Genomic DNA, 15,824 nt, shown 5'->3' with positions numbered 1-15,824 from the left:
CTATGAAATCTGACCGCATAAAAATTCCGCCTGGATTTTGGTCGGGATTACAACAATCGGGAATTTCCCCGGACGACGTAGCTCGCGCCGCGCAGCTTCCGCTTACTATGATCGCAGAACCAGCTGTGGTCACCGCGGCCCAATATTTTAGAATCTGGCAAGCCTACTCCGACCTCGTTGGTGATATTGCCATCGGAATCATTAAGCTTGTAACCGTCTTTGAAACGACACAATACCCGCCGACCGTCTTAGCGACCTACCATGCTCGTAACTATCGCGACGCCCTTACCCGAATGGCCCGTTACAAACAACTGTGCCCTCCGGAAAGCTTACGTATAACCGAAGAAGGCGATCACTGTACCATTGAATTGGAATGGATACGTAGCGAGCAACCCGTTCCTCCCGTGTTGGTTGGCACCACACTGGCCTTTCTCCTAGAGCTTGGCCGAAGGGGTACGGGCCAGACTCTAACTGCACGGTCCGTTGAATTTTCTCATCCGATGGGCGATGTCAAGGCTCTTGAGACTTTCTTCGGTTGCCCTATCCGCGTGAGTGCGCCCCATAACCGATTGACGCTGCATCGAAGAGATCTGGATCGCCCTTTTATTTCATATAACAAAGAGCTGCTGGAGATCCTGACTCCTGTACTGGACCGAACATTAGATGAACATTGCAGCCGTTCCATTCCCGAGATGGTCAAGTGGATATTGAAGCGCAGCCTCACCGGAGGGCAACTTGACATTCGGGCTGTGGCAAGCGAGTTAGGCATGAGCGATCGTACCTTGCAGCGCCGTCTTACCGACGAAGGGACAACGTTCAAGCAGCTGCTAACGCAGGCTCGGCACGAACAGGCACGGGAATACTTGGCCGACCCCAAGCTCGATATTAAAGAAGTGGCTTTCTTAATAGGATATGAAGATCAGAACTCATTTTACCGCGCCTTTCGTCTATGGGAAGGGGATACTCCTTCGAATTGGCGTTCCGAATATTTAGAGAAAAACCCGCCCTCATAGACTCGCAAACCTAACCCGCTTAAAGCAGGGTAGTATGTTAACGGGGTTCATGAATTGGCGGGTTATACAAGAAATTTGGCGTTTTACGCTAGTTACCGAACGATCCGGGCAAAGTAATATTATCTCTATCCGGGACACAATGATGTTCCAACAATAACTTCCAATCACCTTCTCGTGAATGACAACAAAGGAGACAACCGTTATGGATATGGGATTAAGAAACAAAACCGCTTTAGTCACTGGATCGACGAAAGGTATAGGTAAAGCCATTGCCATTGAACTTGCCCGGGAAGGCGTCAATGTCCTCGTTAATGGACGGAACCCTGAAGAGGTTGAACGAACGGTAAATGAACTGAAGTCGGAGTTCCCGTCGACCTCTCCTCAGAATGCTGCAGCGGATATCGTGGATATGCAGCAAAGAAACGCTTTATTTGCGAAATATCCCTCTGTCGATATTCTGGTTAACAATACGGGTATTTATGAAATCATGTCTTATGAGGACGTGGACGATGAAGTATGGGACAAATACTTCCGAACAAATGTCCTAGCCGCTAATGGATTATCTAAATTTTATTTGCCTACTATGTTGAAAAACAACTTTGGACGCATCATCTTTATTGCAAGTGAAGAAGCGATTATGCCTTCAGGACAGATGCCCCAGTATTGCATGACCAAATCTATGTTATTATCACTGTCAAAAAGCATATCTAAACTAACGATTGGGACGGAAGTCACATCCAATACGATCATGCCGGGACCAACGCTTTCTGAAAATGTATATCAAATCATTAATCGTTTGTTTCCTGATGATATGGCATTTTCGGAAAAAGAAAAAAAATTCATGTCTGCAAACCTGCCCCAATCCGAAATACAGCGGTTTATCAAGCCTTTTGAAATAGGCAGGCTGGCTGCTTTTGTATGCAGCCCTTATGCATCCGCATTCAAAGGCTCTCCTATCCGTATGGACGGGGGCATGGTGCCTACAATTTTTTGACAAAAACTCTATTTCGATGAGTATCGTTTCTTGCACAGCTGGGGTACCTAGAGGGGCTTTCGCTTACTTCAAGCAAAAGCCCCTCCGTCGTTTGGGCGGAAGGGCCTGTTCAAATAATGTTTAACATATTTACTTCAAAAAACGCGGTCATGGCGACGGGGTATTACAAGACGCTGTATCGGTTAATTGATCGAGAAAATGTTTGCGTATTGCCTTGGAAACGATGGGACGAGCATTGTCCAATGCCGATTTTCCAACGGAAGTGATGATGACTTGAACACGACGATCTGTTTCTAATGGTTTCCTCGTCACAAGCCTGCGTTTTTCCATCCGCGTCAGATGATGTGATAATCGACTCTTATCCCAATCCATCGATTCGGCCAAATCCTGTTGGCGAAGGCTGCCCTCCCCCAAAAGGACTAACCGATCCAATACCCCATAATCGCCCTCCGATAGTCCGGTGTGCTCGGACATCTCTTTTATTACACTTCGAGGAAAATGTCACCGCGGTCGATATTGAACTTACCTCAGAGGATTTAGCTCGTATCGATACCGTGAGTGGACGTTATCCTGGTATGGAAGCGAAGCGTGCAAGTTCATGACTAATCGCTCCACCCTTTAAGACAAATACTTGTCTCGAAGGATATTCAGATGGTGGATCTCATGACCTGCGATGACATAGGCTAGAGCTCGAGCGGATACAATACTGCTGCCGATGGTTCCTTGCCTTAACCAGCTTTCAGACTCGACTCCCTGCAGCGTGGCGATCGTCATTTTACGGACGATTTTGTAATAATCCATTAAGCTTGGCGAGGAAAAGTTAGGGTAAGGAGATTCAGCGATAAATTGATCCTGATTATACCCCGGCAGGATTGTTGCATCTCCTCTCGAGATTCGGAGCAAACGATACACCATAATGATTTCGTTATCGATCAGGTGTCCGATTACTTCCTTTACGCTCCATTTACCGGCAGCATATCGATAATCCCATTTCTCTTCTGGCAAACGAAGCATGAGCTCCACTGCTTTCTTGGCATTCAAGCTCAGCGCAGAAATCAAATCATCCGCAACCAAATCAATATAGTGTTTAAAAGGACTGGCGTATTCTTGTACAGATGGAACGGTTAGCATGTTGGTTCTCCTCCACGAATAGAAATTTAACGGTTACGGATAAGATAAGATAATGTTTTATTCGTGCTGCACATGTCCTGAAATGCGGTATCACCGATGGCATCGATTAGAAAATGTCCCCATATGTCATGCTTGATGTATTCCTTGGCAGTCAATACGATGCTCGGATTCGTTGTCCATATCCCTTTGCTGCCCGTCGTTCGGTCCATTTCGCCGATCACGACTTCCTTCGCATCACTAACTACGACGTTCAGACGTTTTCCGATTCTTTTAACCGACGTGAACCCGCAAGATTGAAGATTGATAACCTCTTTGCAAGCTAGACTGGAGTCACCAAAGACCCCGACGATGACCCTCACCTTTCTGTTTTCCGCGTGATGGATGACCTCTTTCAGTTGTTCCGCTTCTTCAGGAAACAGAGAAAGTAAGAGAAACTCCGATGCGCTGCCAATGGCTTCGATCATCTTCTCGACGATAACGGGGTACTCGGCAAGATTCCATGTAATATCCATATCAGGTATTGCGGGTATTTGCTTAAGCCCGTCTCGTAACCCGCTAATTTTGCTCCTGTACTCCTTCTCAATTTTCTGCAATACAATCTCGGGGTCTACAGGTGAATAATAGGTTGGCTCCGTTGCACTGCAAATAATGGCTCCCTTCCTTACCAATCCGGTTAAGGCTTCATAGATTTTGGAAGTGGGGATTCTAGATAACTTGCTTATTTCATAACCGATTGCCGGATGCTTCTGCAGCAATGCGAAATAGGCTTTAGCCTCGTAAGAGGTAAAACCAATCTGTGTTAAATTCAAAATCATGTTGTTCACGGCATCACCTCCAGCGCAAATGATAACCCTATACTACTGTGGTGGTAAGAAAAGTGCAATAACTACAAGAGTAAGGTAGTGAGTAAACTTTTTTAAAATCATAAATATTTTGAACAAGCTAAGTTTTCCATGGACTGAAGTATAATAAGAATAACTAACCAAATCTGAAACACATTCGTTATTCGGCATACTAAGGAGCGGTAGAAATGGCGCGTGTTTTATTTATTAATGCGGGATCCGAGGGACACATCAATCCGACTATTGGAGTTGTGCAAGAGCTTATTTCGCGTGGAGAAGAGGTAGTGTACTTTGCTATAGAAGCTTTTCGGGAGCGAATTGAGAAGACAGGGGCTACCGTACGAACGCTTGACGATCAAAAATTTATAAAAGCCTTTATCTCCGGGGGAAGAAATTATTTACTCGAAAGGATCAACGGTCTTTTACTTACGGCAGATATAGTCATCCCGAGCGTTCTAGAACAGATCCAAGGAGAGCATTTTGATTACATCATCCATGATTCCATGTTTGGTTGTGGACGTTTGCTTGCTCAAATTCTTAAGCTTCCTGCAATCAACTCCTGTACTTCTTTCGCGCAAACAAAGGTATCTTTCGATAAAATGCTGGCGCCATTTTTCACAAATGTTCCTGCAGAAATAGTTAAACCTATAAACGATAAATTTCAAAGCCTGACGGTCCTGGTGAAGGAAAAATACGGCGTGGATATCCATTCGCCTTACGAAGTGTTTTGTAATCCTGCCCCCCTTACAATCGTCTATACAACAAGGGAGTTTCAACCTGGTGGAGAAGACTTTGACTCAACTTATACGTTTGTAGGTCCGTCCATCTCTTCACGATTAACTCAAGAAAGCTTCGACTTTACTGAAATCAAGGAGAAAAATCCGATTTACATTTCTCTGGGAACCGTCTTTAACCAAGCCATTGATTTCTATAAGCTCTGTTTTGAGGCGTTGGGGAACACGGAGCATCCTATTGTCATGTCGATCGGGAATAAAACTCTAGTTTCCGATTTGGGGGAAATCCCCAAAAACTTCATCGTCAAAAATTATGTGCCGCAAATGGAAGTACTGCAACACACTGCATTATTTATTACACATGGCGGCATGAACAGTACCCATGAAGGTCTCTATTACGGAGTTCCGTTAATAGTCATCCCACAAAGCGCGGATCAGCCGATCATCGCCGGACAAGTCGCCAATATCGGAGCAGGCATTACGTTACAAATGCAAAGCTTAACGGCAAGTCAGCTGCGTGAAGCCGTAGATCATGTGTTATCCCTCTCATCTTTCAGGAAGGCTGCTGCAAAGATGAGGGAATCGTTTCGAAATTCAGGCGGGTATCATGAAGCTGTCGATGAGATTCTCCAATTTACCAAAGAAAGACCCGATCCAGCTTGCAGATCGGGTCTCTCCAACTAATCCGTAATATTCCGGGTATAGTATTCGATTATATCTTTGCGGCGAATAATACCAAGAAAGACGCGATCGTCGTCTACGACCGGAACGAAGTTCTGATCTGCCGCCAGCGCCAGCATATCGTCCAGATCGGCGCCGATCGTGACACATTCGATTTTCATTCGTTTTTTGATGGAAACGATGGGAATTTCGTGCATGCTTCCGAAATCAAGGCCTGGCGTGGCCTTCATTTTCCATAACAAATCTCCTTCGGAAAGCGTCCCGAAATATACTCCATTGTCATCCAAGATCGGAATGGCCGTATAGTGGCACGCCTCCAATTTGTCCAAGGCTTCTTTCATGTTGGAAGATGTCGTGATGTAAGAGACCTCGCTCTTGGGATGCAGAAAAGATTTTATGTCCACTGTATCACGCTCCTTACATACTATTAAAGCATATTTTGTCATGGGGCGCATGTGGCAATGGCAGGTAATGATTTCAAGCTCAGTCAGACTCCCGGTGTTTCATCATTGCTCTCAAGTCTATTCTCGCCAAGTCTATTCTCGCCAAGCCTCTTCCGTGAGGTCCCCAAGAACGGCCATCGCCGCTTTGCTGCCGGAGGCCGCGGCAAATATCAACTGGGAAGGCATCACATAGGCCGAATCCCCTGCCGCGTATACTCCGGCTGCGGTAGTCCTGCCCATCGCATCGGTTACAATCCCTCCGTTGTTTGCAGTTTGATAGCCCAATGCTTCATCGAAGCAGGCTTTGGGAAGCTGAGCGGGATCGATAAATCCTCCGCTTCGCTCAATATGCGTACCATCCGCAAAATGTACCCGTTCGAGCAAGCCCTCCCGCCCGGAAAATGCCGTGACAGGAGTATCCACGATTCGGATGCTCCTGGCTGCAAGCTGCTCCCGCTGCTCAGCAGTCAGGATATCGTGACCGTTAGTGCACACGACCAAATCCCGACTCCAGTTGAGCAGCAGCTTGGTCTTATGAAACACGCCCGGATTGTCCGAAACGACCGCTAGCGGTTGATCCCGCAGCTCCCAGCCGTCGCAAAAGGGGCAGTTGAACAGGCTTTTCCCATAAAAGTCCCGAAGTCCCTCGATCTCGGGAAATACCTCCTTCAGGCCGGCAGCCAAAATCAGCTTGCGAGCCTGCACAAGCTCGCCCGACGGGGTGCAAAGGGTAAAGCCGTGATCCGTTCTCCGGATATCGGTCACCTCCGCCGGCCAATGCCGTACCGAAGGGTAACGCAGCACCTCCTCATAGGCAATGCGCCGAAACTCGGCCGGCTGAATCCCGTCTCGCGTAATGAAACCGTGAGAGGCATGCGTCACAGCGTTCCTCGGCTGGTTGTTATCAAACAGCGCAACGCTCCTTCTCGCCCTTCCCAGCACCAGCGCTGCGTTTAATCCCGCCGGCCCGCCGCCGACAATGGCACAATCATAGCTCATTAATTCCATCCTCCATCCGGTAATTTAGATACTTCAAAGACATATAATATCTATAAATGATCGAAGCCTGACATTGCTGTCCTCTTCTCTTCCTTGTCTTGTCTTAGCCGGCCTCCTTCTATTGTGGATTTAATATATCTATAATAGCCATAAATTTGTCTGCCCGTCAAGAACAACGGTTGTCAGATCAAGTCTCCCCAACAGCGCAACTACCGTAACAACAGACTTCTGCATCTAGGAATAAACGTCAAAAAAGGGCGGATAACCCGCCCTCTGCAATACTTCTTTTTACGCCATCTTGCGGCATTCGTCAGCACACTTGCGGCAATAGTCGGCACAAGCCTTGCAATGCGCATCCTGAAACTTGGCGCATTCTACAGCACACGCGTCACAAATGGTTGCACATAGCTGACAAAGCTGTTTTGCATACATACTGCCGCGAGCCATCCATTGGGAGGCCAGAGCGCAAATGTCAGCACAGTCTCGAAGCATGCTGATGCAATGAATACGGGACTGCACGTCGGCTTCCTGCAGACAAGAAGTTAAGCACTCTTCACACGCTTGCATACACTTGCTGCAAGCATCAATGCACATTTGAGCATGTTCGACAGACGAATTTACAATCGTTGGCACAGTCAGCTCTCCTTGTATGGAATGATTGGGGATTTCCCCCGGATATTATGTCCTTCAAACCGACCGTTATGCCTAATCGGCACGGAGTAAAAAGTCGCCGCTCCGCACCACCTCCCGCAGAATCAAAGACCGGCCCAAGGGCGTAAAAAATACGCCTTTGAGCCGGTTCTCTTTTCTCCATATGCTCGTCTCAGTCCTTCACCGAGCCCTGCATGAGCCCTGCAATGAACTGGCGGCTGAAGAGGGCGAAGACGATGATCAACGGTACCGTGGCCATCAGGGTCGCGGCCATGACCATGGAATAATCCGTACTGTACACGCCGTTCATTGAGGCAATCAGCATCTGGATCGTGAATTTATCCTGCACTGAGATAACAACAAGCGGCCACAGGTAATCGTTCCACGAATTCAGGAACGTGATGATGCCGAGCGTCGCGAGCGCCGGACGCAGCACCGGAAGAGCGACAAGCCAGTACAGGTCGAACGAGTTGCAGCCGTCGATCCGTCCCGCATTGATCAGCTCATCATGCAGCACGGAGGCCGCATACTGCCGCATCCAGAAGATGCCGAAGGCACTCGCCGCCCCCGGGATAATCAGCGCCTTCAGGTCGTTGATCCAGCCGAGCTTCTGCATGATGATGAACTGCGGAATCAGACCGAGCTGCTGCGGCACCATCATCGTCATCAGCAGGAAGAAGAACAGATACGGCTTGCCCGGAAACTCAAACTTGGCGAAGGCGAATCCTGCCAGCGAGCAGAAGAACAGCACAAGCAGCGTATGCGTTCCCGCGACAATCAAACTGTTGCCGAACGATTTGAAAAATCCGACGTGATCCAGCACTTTCCCGATATTGACCAGCAGCTGGTCGCTCGGCACGAAACGGGGCGGGAACCGGAACATATCCGCCGTCGTTGCCGTAGACATCACGAACAGCCAATAGAACGGGAACAAGGACAGCAGCGCACCGATCAGCATGCACAATTGGATGATCAAACTGCTGGGCGTCCGGGTTGACCTCGTCTTGGCCTGGGGCAGGACAGCCGCCCGGCTGCCGCCTCCTCTGCTGCTGACTGCGGCTTTGGAAGAATCCGCGCTCATCAGACCCCCTCCCCTCTCGAGACGAATTTCCAGTTCAGGAAGGAGAACAGACCGATAATGATAAACAGCATCCAGGCAATTGCGGAGGCGTAGCCGAACAGCTGGTTGCCGAACGCCTGATTATACAAGTACAGCACCAGCGTCAAGCCCCCCTTGGTTGCCCCTCCGGTATTGCCGACGAGAATGAGCGGCTCCGTGAACAGCTGCATGCCCCCGATCGTGGAGAGGATGACGGTGAACAAAATGATCGGCTTCAGCAGCGGCAGCGTAATGCTGAAAAACTGCTGCTTTCGGCTCGCTCCATCAATCGTGGCGGCTTCATACAGATCATGCGGAATTCCCTGCAGCCCCGCCAAATAAATAATTGCGTTATAGCCGGTCCACCGCCAAATAACCATGAGCGAGACAGCTACCTTGACCCAGAACGGATCGTTGATCCATTCGATGCGCGGCAGGCCCAACGCCTGCAGCAGCCCATTAATCAGCCCGAACTGGCTTCCGAAGAAGGAGCCGAAAATGATGGCTACCGCTACGATCGAAGTAATGTTCGGCAGAAAGTATACGGCACGGTAAAAATCTTTGAACCGTACAAAGGCGGCATTGAGCAGGAAGGCAACGACCAGCGCCAGAAACAGCTGCGGTACGGTCGATAGAAACCAGATGATGAAGGTGTTGCCGACCGACTTCCAGAAATCCGGATCGTCGGTCAGCAAATTGCGGAAATTACGCAGTCCTACATACTCCATCGGACCCAAGCCATCCCATGCATGAAACGCCAAGTACAGCGAGAACAAGATCGGAAACAGGCCGAACACGATAAACAAGATATAAAAAGGCGAAATCATGAGGTAGGGAGCCAGATACGTCCTGAACCCTTTCATCGTATCCACATCCTATTTATTTTTCAATTTGGTCTTGGCCTTCTCTACAAGCGCCCAGAATTCTTTGTCGGGATCCTTCGATTTATCGACGGTTACGGCCAGCATGCCATCATTCATAATATCTTCCACCGTTTGATAGTAAGGTCCTTTGCGCTGCACCTTCACGTCCTTGGCCACCTCGGAGAACAGCACGCCCAGCTTCTGGTTGCCCCAGAATTCATAGCCTGTCTCCGTAAATGCTTTATCCCCATACACTGAAGGCGTCGACGGGAAGTTGCCCGACAGCTTAAATACTTCGAGCTGTTGAGGCGGCGAGGTCAGCCATTGGATCGCAGTATACGCTTCTTTGGAATATTTCGATTCCTTCGGAATGAGCAGGAACGAGCCGCCCATGTTGCCTGTGCCTTCCGGAATTTTGGCTGCACGCCATTTGCCTTTCGTATCCGGCGCCCGCGTTTCAACGTGCCCACGGCCCCAAGCGGCAGAAATGTAGGTGGCAATTTTGCCCGAGTTCAGAGCCGCGGAATATTCCTGCAGCGCGTTTTTCTGATCATACGTTCCGGCGATGCCCATTTCACGGGCTTTTTTATAGTAATCGAGCGCTTTCTTGATTTGCGGATTGCTTTCCATAATCAAGTTCTCGTCTTTGTCGAAGTAGAGATCGTTGCCTTGGTCACGGATGGCTCCGTACAGCTCGTAAGGATTGGACAAAATGTTAGCCCCTGTCTTCTCCTTCAACGTTTTGCCTGCTGCCAGGAAATCATCCCAGTTTTTAATTTTTGCGGCAACATCGTTCGGTTCCGAAGGAAGTCCCGCTTGCTGGAACAAATCCTGCCGGTAATAAAGCACCATCGGGCCGATATCCGTAGGAAGACCCAACTGCTTGCTGCCTACCGAGGCTTGCTTCCATTTCCATTCCAGATAATCCTTGGATACATCTTTGGCGCCAAGCTCATTCAGATCATAAAATTTATCAGGGTACTTCGTAAACTGGTCGAGCTGCGAAATATCGATCATGGCGATATCCGGAGCTCCCGAGCCGGCCGACATGGCGGTCAGCAGCTTTTTGTGAGCGTCTTCCCATTTGTAGATTTGCGGTACGATTTCGATATTCGGATGGGTGCGGTTAAACTCCGGTATGATTTTCTCAAAGGACGCTCCCTGCCAAAACCACATTTGAAGCTGAACTTTTTTCCCTTCGTTTCCCCCTGCTGCTTCGTTTTTTGCCGCTCCTTGCGTCCCTCCACCGCTGTTGCACGCACTAAGAAGTACCAAGAGAGATACCAAGAGCAAGAACATGGACTTGCGTGTAGGCATCCGATTCATTCATAACGCTCCCTTCAAAATGTAGCTGGACTTTTAAGAAAGCCCTTACATGTAGTATAGGTAACCGGGTATCGCACGTATAGATAACGAATCTTCGATTTCTTGGATTCTTCTCAGGTATGTTCGGCCGATCGGTAATCTCCCGGCGCCACACCGATAAATGTCTTGAAAATTCTGCTGAAATACGCCGGGTCTTTATAGCCCACTTTTTCGCAGACCTCGTAAATTTTCAGGTTCGTTTCCCGCAGCCAGCGCTTGGCCTCCGTCAGCCGGTACTGCGTCAAATACTGGGTATACGTCATCCCCGTCTCCTGATGGAACAGGTTGCTTAAATAATTCGCATTGGCCTGATACTGCTGGGCAAAATCGGACAGGTTCGCAGATTCATTCGCATAAGAGGTATGAATGTAGCTGAGCAGCGCCTTAATAATCGGTGGAAACGAGGCGCCCGTCTCCTTACGGGTCACTTCCGTGAAGCCTAGGCTTGTCATGCTGCGGATGTACATTAAGCCCAGATCGCTGATGTCACGCGTGCAACCGCCATAGCCTGTCTTCACCTCAATACGCAGCTTGTCCTCCATCCATCGTGAGGCCTCCTGCACCTGCTGCTCCCAAGCCTCCCTAGTCTCTTTGCCAGAGAACAGCACCACGGTAATGAGCCGTTCCTCCAAGCATACCGCTGCTGTACCGAGCCGGCTGAACGATTCATGCGCACATTCTCTTATAAAATAACGTACAGACGCTTCTCCCAGTGTGCGTAAATCTTTGGTTGAGAAAGATACGAGCCGGATCGTCTCATACGCCGGAATCAAGCCTTCATCGAAGGTCGGCACCGGCACGCCGTGGAGCAAATCATGCATCCGCTTCTCCAGCAGCGCCCGGCTGCGGATCGCATGGACCTGCTGGGACTCCATCCGGTGACGATACTTCCCGTAGGCTTCGCTGTACACCTCATGCAGCTTCTCCTTGGACAGCGGCTTCAGCAGATAGGCCGCCACCTGATGCTGCATCGCCTTCATCGCGTAATCGAATTCGGCGTGACCGGTCAGCACATATACGTCCGTCATCGGGGAATGCTGCCTTACATATTCAGCCAGCTCCAACCCGTCTATGGCCGGCATGCGGATATCGGTAATGACAAGGTGGATCTGCCGCTCCTTCAAGAGCTCTATCGCCTCCGACCCGTTGGAGGCATCCAGCACCTCCGCCACCCCTTCAAACCGGGACAATGTTCTGCACACCGGCAGACGCACATTCATCTCATCATCAACAACGAGCACGGTAAACATCAGATTATCCTCCCTCCTCTTGCTTGCGGGCTTCAAACTGCCGGACGATCGCTTGCCAGACTGCATTCGGATCGGCACCGTCGGATTCGACCCGCCGAAGCCCGTCGCGGATGATCCTCTCGATATCCGTGTAGTCATAATCATCGTAGCCGGCTTTGTAACGGAGCGCTGTATAAGAATAAATTTGTCCGACAGGCGCATCGTTGAAGAAGGGATCGGTCACTCGCAGAAACTCGGCCGAGGAGTACGATTCCGGCGTCGACGGGAAATTGCCGCTGCTTATAAAGCTGTCCAGCTGCTGCGGCGGAGCCGTCAGCCAGCGGGCTAACGCGTAAGCGGCCTGGGGGGTCCGACCCGTCCGCGGCAGCGCCAAATAGGTTCCCGTCAAGTTGGACGGCAAGCCCGGAGCCCGTGTCAGGTCCCATTTTCCTGCTGTGGCGGGAGCGTTCTTCTTCATCAATCCATGCAGCCATGAGGGCGCCAGCACGACGGCGAATTTTCCGTTAACCGCCCCTGCCGCCCAGGCTGAGGTTTGCGACGGCAGGCCCGCGCTGAGCCCGAGCCGCTGGAACCGGACGGACCGGTCCCACGCCTCCTTGACCCTTGGGCTCAAGTCGTGGTCCACCGGCGTCACATACTGACCATCGTATTGGTTCAGGTAGCTTTGGAAGACGTTGGTCAAATTATCGAACAAGGAAGCTCCCGTTCTCAGCCTAAGCTCGATGCCGACCCGCTCCATATCGTCCCAATTCTTCAGAAGCGCGGCGACCATTTCCCGTTCTATCGGCAATTCGGCAGCCTGGAACAGGTCCCGGCGGTAGGCCAACGCCACAGGCCCGATATTCACCGGCATCGCATACAGGAAGCCGGAGTCCTTGCTCTCGGCCTGCCTCCATTTCCACTCCAGATAGTGGACCTTCTCATCTCCGTAATCGTACAGATTGTAGAACTGCTTCTGGAACCGCTTGAGCTGATTCAGCTGCGATGCCTCCAGCAGCACCAGGTCGGGAGCGTCGCCCTTCGTCGCCAACGCTGTCATGACACTTGGCACCACATCGTCGTACTGAAAGGTGACGCTCTCCACATCCACTTCGGGGTGTGCCGCCGCGTACTGTTTTAACAGCGGCTCCAGGCCGCTGCCCGGCCACAGCCAAATGCGCAGCGTTGTACCTGGCCGGGACTTGCTCTGCACGCCGGGCAGCGCAAGCTCAGGCGAGCAGGCGCCTAGCAGCAGGGTGAGTGAAACCAGAAGCGCGAGCAGGCGCCAGCGCTTCCAGACGTGCAGGCGATGCTTGTTCCTCCCATAATCACACCGGTTCCAGCGCTTGGTGAAGCCGCTGTCTTCATCCTTCGGCCTCCAATCGATTAGGTTGTTCAAGCAGACCTTCCGAGCTCGAGCCCTCCCCGGTCTGCCAAGGGTCCTATCCTCACTGGGTGTACTGCCTGCCGGCGTCCTTGTGTCCCTCCGCAATCTTCCTTTATGCAGCGCCATCCTCCCCCTTCTCCCCCGCATTCAGAGGGCTTTGCTGCTCCGTTTCCAGCAGCGGCAGCGACAGCACGACCTGCAGTCCTCCCAGCGGGCTTGGCAGCAGCCGGATCCCGTGCCCCTTTCCGAAGAACGCCTGCAGCTGCCTATGCAAATTGCTTAAGCCGATGCCGTTTCCCTTCTTCTCGAATACTTGATCCTGATGGATCGAGGCTTCTAGAAAACGCAGCTCTGCGGGTGTCATCCCTACGCCGTTATCCTCGACCGAGCACAAGATGTTGTCGCCGTGTCTTACGATCCGGACACGGATCTGCCAATCGCCCTCCTTCTTCTGCTCCAGCCCGTGGTGGAACGCATTCTCCACCAACGGCTGCAGCACCAGCCGGATGACGCGCTGCCGCTCCAGGCCTTCCTCCACCTCCATGTTGACGCTGAATTGGTCACCGAAACGAGCCCGCTGCAGCAGCAAATACCGGTCCAGCTGCGCCAAATCCTCGCCCAGCGTGACAAAATCGGTAGAGGGGTGGACGCTGTAGCGGAGCAGCTCACTTAGAGCGAGCGTCATCTCCTGCGCCTTCTCCGGACGCTCGTCCTCAATCGTCCAATAAATCAGATTCAAGGAATTGTACAAAAAATGCGGCCGAAATTGTGCTTTCAACGCCACCAGCTCTGCACGCTGGGCGCTGATCTGCTGCTCCGAAAGCCGCTGTACGACCTCCTCCAGCTCCTGGACCATCGCATTATAATTGGAATACAGCAAAGCGATCTCCCGGCTTGCAAAAGGCCGGTCGAACGGCTTCATGCCCGCCTTGCGGATCCGGTTCATTCCGTCGGCCAGCTGCCGGATCGGCTTCGTCAACGTCCATGTAAAGTACGCCACGAGCGTAAGTGCAATCCCGATTCCCGCAACCATCGTGAGGAGAGCCTGAGCCCACATTTGCGAAGCGTCGCTGAACACGGCTTCCGGCTTGAAATAGGCGATCGTCGTCCAGCCGCTATAAGTCGATTTGGCGTATGCGACCAGCATCCGCTGCCGATCCTCGCGGGTCGTCCATTCGAAGAACGGGTGCGCATTGCCCCCGAACTTGGCAAATAGCCCTTGATCCGCTGCCGTCCCGATCTCCCGGGGCTCCGTCGAATACACAATATTGCCGATGGAATCCATCACCTGCACCTTCCGTTCGATCCGCTGCCCGGTTTCGCCGATCATCCGGTTGATTTTCTCTACCGGGAATACGACGAACTCCTCACCCAGGACCGTCAGCCGACGGGAATCCTTCAGCTTGCGGGCACCGATTATGGCCGGGATTTCCCCGTCGCGCCAAGCCGGACCGTACACCCACAGCATATGGCCGTCCATTTCCTCCATCTTGGCATGCCAGCTTACCGCACTGACATCATCGGCCTGACGCCAAAACAGCTGTAATGATTCGTTAGAAATGTAAGCGTTACCATTTTGACCGAACAAGTGAAGCAGCATATCTCCTGCAATGTAGCGGATTTTTTCAGCCAAGTACCGGTTTAGCTCCACCTGCATTTGCCCTCCCGGCTTGGCCGTCGGGTCCGCCAATACAGCCTGTACCTTTTCGTCGAAAGCAATCATTTGGGAAGCCTGATCGTACTGGCGCAGCAGCACGTCGATTTTGGCCGACAGCTGATCCACCGATTCCTGATTGTAGTCCGCCGTTCGGTTCAACACAATCTGGGACGTTTGCCGGTAGTTAAACCAATTCGTAAGCGCAATGGCCAGAGCGGCAATAAGAAACATCCCGGCCAGCAGCTGTATAAAAATAGGGATCGGTCGCCGTCGCAGCGCAATTCACCTCACTTTCATCACGTTACGCTTTGTTTCATAATTCTACTCCAATGTAATTTCACCTTCCTGCCCAAATGGAAAATATGCCCAAAGGACTAAGAACCAACACCATTCGACAATATCTCCATCTACCCGACAAAAACACCGACGATCGCCCGGTTGAAACACTACGCCTCTGCATAGCCGCCCTCCAGCGGGCCCGGAGCCGTGCCGTTCCAACAACAAGCTGACGGCTGCCGCTTGCAGCTTTACCAGTCCCAGCCTTGTTCGAGAAATAGCTTTCCCGGCCCATAACAGGAAAAAACCACCCCCAAGCCCGCAGCCATACTGCGCTTGCCCGTAAGTGGCATCGTTCAAAAGCCCTATCCGTCATTTACCAAAACGTATGTGTTGAAAAAAACTTCACACCTTGACCCGGCAGGCTTCCAGCTGGTCGACCGTGCCGTCGAAGCTCTGC

The 15,824-nt window shown here is 51.3% G+C and carries 15 protein-coding genes; 3 read left to right on the top strand and 12 right to left on the bottom strand.

Annotated elements, in window-relative coordinates; genetic code table 11:
• Window positions 1–2 precede the first annotated feature (2 nt).
• Both CF651_RS17915 and CF651_RS17910 read left to right on the top strand, forming a co-directional pair.
• The gene (locus CF651_RS17915; protein ID WP_094016239.1) at window positions 3–1,013 is read left to right on the top strand and encodes an AraC family transcriptional regulator; all 1,011 of its coding nucleotides are present in this window, start codon (window positions 3–5) and stop codon (window positions 1,011–1,013) included.
• 202 nt (window positions 1,014–1,215) lie between these two features.
• Window positions 1,216–2,007, top strand: a complete 792-nt coding sequence (locus CF651_RS17910) for an SDR family NAD(P)-dependent oxidoreductase (protein WP_094016238.1) — start codon at window positions 1,216–1,218, stop codon at window positions 2,005–2,007.
• A 147-nt stretch (window positions 2,008–2,154) separates the two neighbouring features.
• Here CF651_RS17910 and CF651_RS17905 read toward each other — a convergent pair whose 3' ends face one another.
• The 3 genes from CF651_RS17905 to CF651_RS17895 all read right to left on the bottom strand — a co-directional run bounded on the left by CF651_RS17905 (window position 2,155) and on the right by CF651_RS17895 (window position 3,953).
• On the bottom strand, window positions 2,155–2,481 hold the full coding sequence (locus CF651_RS17905) for a MarR family winged helix-turn-helix transcriptional regulator (RefSeq protein WP_094016237.1): 327 nt from the start codon (window positions 2,479–2,481) through the stop codon (window positions 2,155–2,157).
• Window positions 2,482–2,625: 144 nt separating this feature from the next.
• Window positions 2,626–3,138, bottom strand: coding sequence for a DinB family protein (locus tag CF651_RS17900; protein WP_094016236.1), 513 nt, complete (start codon window positions 3,136–3,138; stop codon window positions 2,626–2,628).
• 26 nt (window positions 3,139–3,164) lie between these two features.
• Complete coding sequence (locus CF651_RS17895) at window positions 3,165–3,953, bottom strand: TrmB family transcriptional regulator (RefSeq protein WP_245856036.1); 789 nt, start codon at window positions 3,951–3,953, stop codon at window positions 3,165–3,167.
• A 215-nt stretch (window positions 3,954–4,168) separates the two neighbouring features.
• On the opposite strand from CF651_RS17895, the gene CF651_RS17890 reads away from it, so the two are divergent.
• On the top strand, window positions 4,169–5,398 hold the full coding sequence (locus CF651_RS17890) for a macrolide family glycosyltransferase (protein WP_094016234.1): 1,230 nt from the start codon (window positions 4,169–4,171) through the stop codon (window positions 5,396–5,398).
• Here CF651_RS17890 and CF651_RS17885 read toward each other — a convergent pair.
• The 9 genes from CF651_RS17885 to CF651_RS17845 form a co-directional block, all read right to left on the bottom strand.
• Complete coding sequence (locus tag CF651_RS17885) at window positions 5,395–5,799, bottom strand: CBS domain-containing protein (RefSeq protein ID WP_094016233.1); 405 nt, start codon at window positions 5,797–5,799, stop codon at window positions 5,395–5,397. The two genes, CF651_RS17890 and CF651_RS17885, sit on opposite strands and share 4 nt — an antisense overlap.
• A 132-nt stretch (window positions 5,800–5,931) precedes the next feature.
• A complete protein-coding gene (locus CF651_RS17880) occupies window positions 5,932–6,837 on the bottom strand; it encodes an NAD(P)/FAD-dependent oxidoreductase (RefSeq protein ID WP_094016232.1) in 906 nt (301 codons plus the stop codon).
• Between the two features lie 288 nt (window positions 6,838–7,125).
• Window positions 7,126–7,431 carry a four-helix bundle copper-binding protein gene (locus CF651_RS33510; protein WP_483869982.1) on the bottom strand — a complete coding sequence of 102 codons (306 nt, stop codon included), beginning with the start codon at window positions 7,429–7,431 and terminating at the stop codon, window positions 7,126–7,128.
• A 229-nt stretch (window positions 7,432–7,660) separates the two neighbouring features.
• The gene (locus CF651_RS17870) at window positions 7,661–8,446 is read right to left on the bottom strand and encodes a carbohydrate ABC transporter permease (protein WP_094016414.1); all 786 of its coding nucleotides are present in this window, start codon (window positions 8,444–8,446) and stop codon (window positions 7,661–7,663) included.
• Window positions 8,447–8,568: 122 nt separating this feature from the next.
• The gene (locus CF651_RS17865; protein ID WP_094016230.1) at window positions 8,569–9,450 is read right to left on the bottom strand and encodes a carbohydrate ABC transporter permease; all 882 of its coding nucleotides are present in this window, start codon (window positions 9,448–9,450) and stop codon (window positions 8,569–8,571) included.
• Window positions 9,451–9,462: 12 nt separating this feature from the next.
• Window positions 9,463–10,776 (bottom strand): ABC transporter substrate-binding protein, encoded by a 1,314-nt coding sequence (locus tag CF651_RS17860; RefSeq protein ID WP_094016229.1) that lies wholly within the window; start codon window positions 10,774–10,776, stop codon window positions 9,463–9,465.
• Between the two features lie 113 nt (window positions 10,777–10,889).
• Window positions 10,890–12,065 (bottom strand): response regulator transcription factor, encoded by a 1,176-nt coding sequence (locus CF651_RS17855; RefSeq protein WP_094016228.1) that lies wholly within the window; start codon window positions 12,063–12,065, stop codon window positions 10,890–10,892.
• A gap of 4 nt (window positions 12,066–12,069) precedes the next feature.
• The gene (locus tag CF651_RS17850) at window positions 12,070–13,443 is read right to left on the bottom strand and encodes an ABC transporter substrate-binding protein (RefSeq protein ID WP_245856016.1); all 1,374 of its coding nucleotides are present in this window, start codon (window positions 13,441–13,443) and stop codon (window positions 12,070–12,072) included.
• Between the two features lie 100 nt (window positions 13,444–13,543).
• On the bottom strand, window positions 13,544–15,319 hold the full coding sequence (locus tag CF651_RS17845) for a cache domain-containing sensor histidine kinase (protein WP_245856015.1): 1,776 nt from the start codon (window positions 15,317–15,319) through the stop codon (window positions 13,544–13,546).
• Window positions 15,320–15,824 lie beyond the last annotated feature (505 nt).

Origin of the sequence: Paenibacillus rigui, from assembly GCF_002234615.1 — a bacterium.
Taxonomy (GTDB): domain Bacteria; phylum Bacillota; class Bacilli; order Paenibacillales; family NBRC-103111; genus Paenibacillus_S; species Paenibacillus_S rigui.
The sequence above is the reverse complement of the archived record's forward strand: the minus strand, read 5'-3'. Positions and strand labels throughout refer to the sequence as shown.

Excerpts from the sequence above, each read along its gene's own strand:
- CF651_RS33510 (WP_483869982.1), bottom strand. The coding sequence starts at position 7,431 with ATGTGCATTGATGCTTGCAGCAAGTGTATGCAAGCGTGTGAAGAGTGC.
- CF651_RS17855 (WP_094016228.1), bottom strand. The coding sequence starts at position 12,065 with ATGTTTACCGTGCTCGTTGTTGATGATGAGATGAATGTGCGTCTGCCG.
- CF651_RS17915 (WP_094016239.1), top strand. The coding sequence starts at position 3 with ATGAAATCTGACCGCATAAAAATTCCGCCTGGATTTTGGTCGGGATTA.
- CF651_RS17900 (WP_094016236.1), bottom strand. The coding sequence starts at position 3,138 with ATGCTAACCGTTCCATCTGTACAAGAATACGCCAGTCCTTTTAAACAC.
- CF651_RS17905 (WP_094016237.1), bottom strand. The coding sequence starts at position 2,481 with ATGTCCGAGCACACCGGACTATCGGAGGGCGATTATGGGGTATTGGAT.
- CF651_RS17890 (WP_094016234.1), top strand. The coding sequence starts at position 4,169 with ATGGCGCGTGTTTTATTTATTAATGCGGGATCCGAGGGACACATCAAT.
- CF651_RS17895 (WP_245856036.1), bottom strand. The coding sequence starts at position 3,953 with ATGATTTTGAATTTAACACAGATTGGTTTTACCTCTTACGAGGCTAAA.
- CF651_RS17845 (WP_245856015.1), bottom strand. The coding sequence starts at position 15,319 with ATGTTTCTTATTGCCGCTCTGGCCATTGCGCTTACGAATTGGTTTAAC.
- CF651_RS17910 (WP_094016238.1), top strand. The coding sequence starts at position 1,216 with ATGGATATGGGATTAAGAAACAAAACCGCTTTAGTCACTGGATCGACG.
- CF651_RS17870 (WP_094016414.1), bottom strand. The coding sequence starts at position 8,446 with ATGCTGATCGGTGCGCTGCTGTCCTTGTTCCCGTTCTATTGGCTGTTC.
- CF651_RS17865 (WP_094016230.1), bottom strand. The coding sequence starts at position 9,450 with ATGAAAGGGTTCAGGACGTATCTGGCTCCCTACCTCATGATTTCGCCT.
- CF651_RS17860 (WP_094016229.1), bottom strand. The coding sequence starts at position 10,776 with ATGAATCGGATGCCTACACGCAAGTCCATGTTCTTGCTCTTGGTATCT.
- CF651_RS17880 (WP_094016232.1), bottom strand. The coding sequence starts at position 6,837 with ATGAGCTATGATTGTGCCATTGTCGGCGGCGGGCCGGCGGGATTAAAC.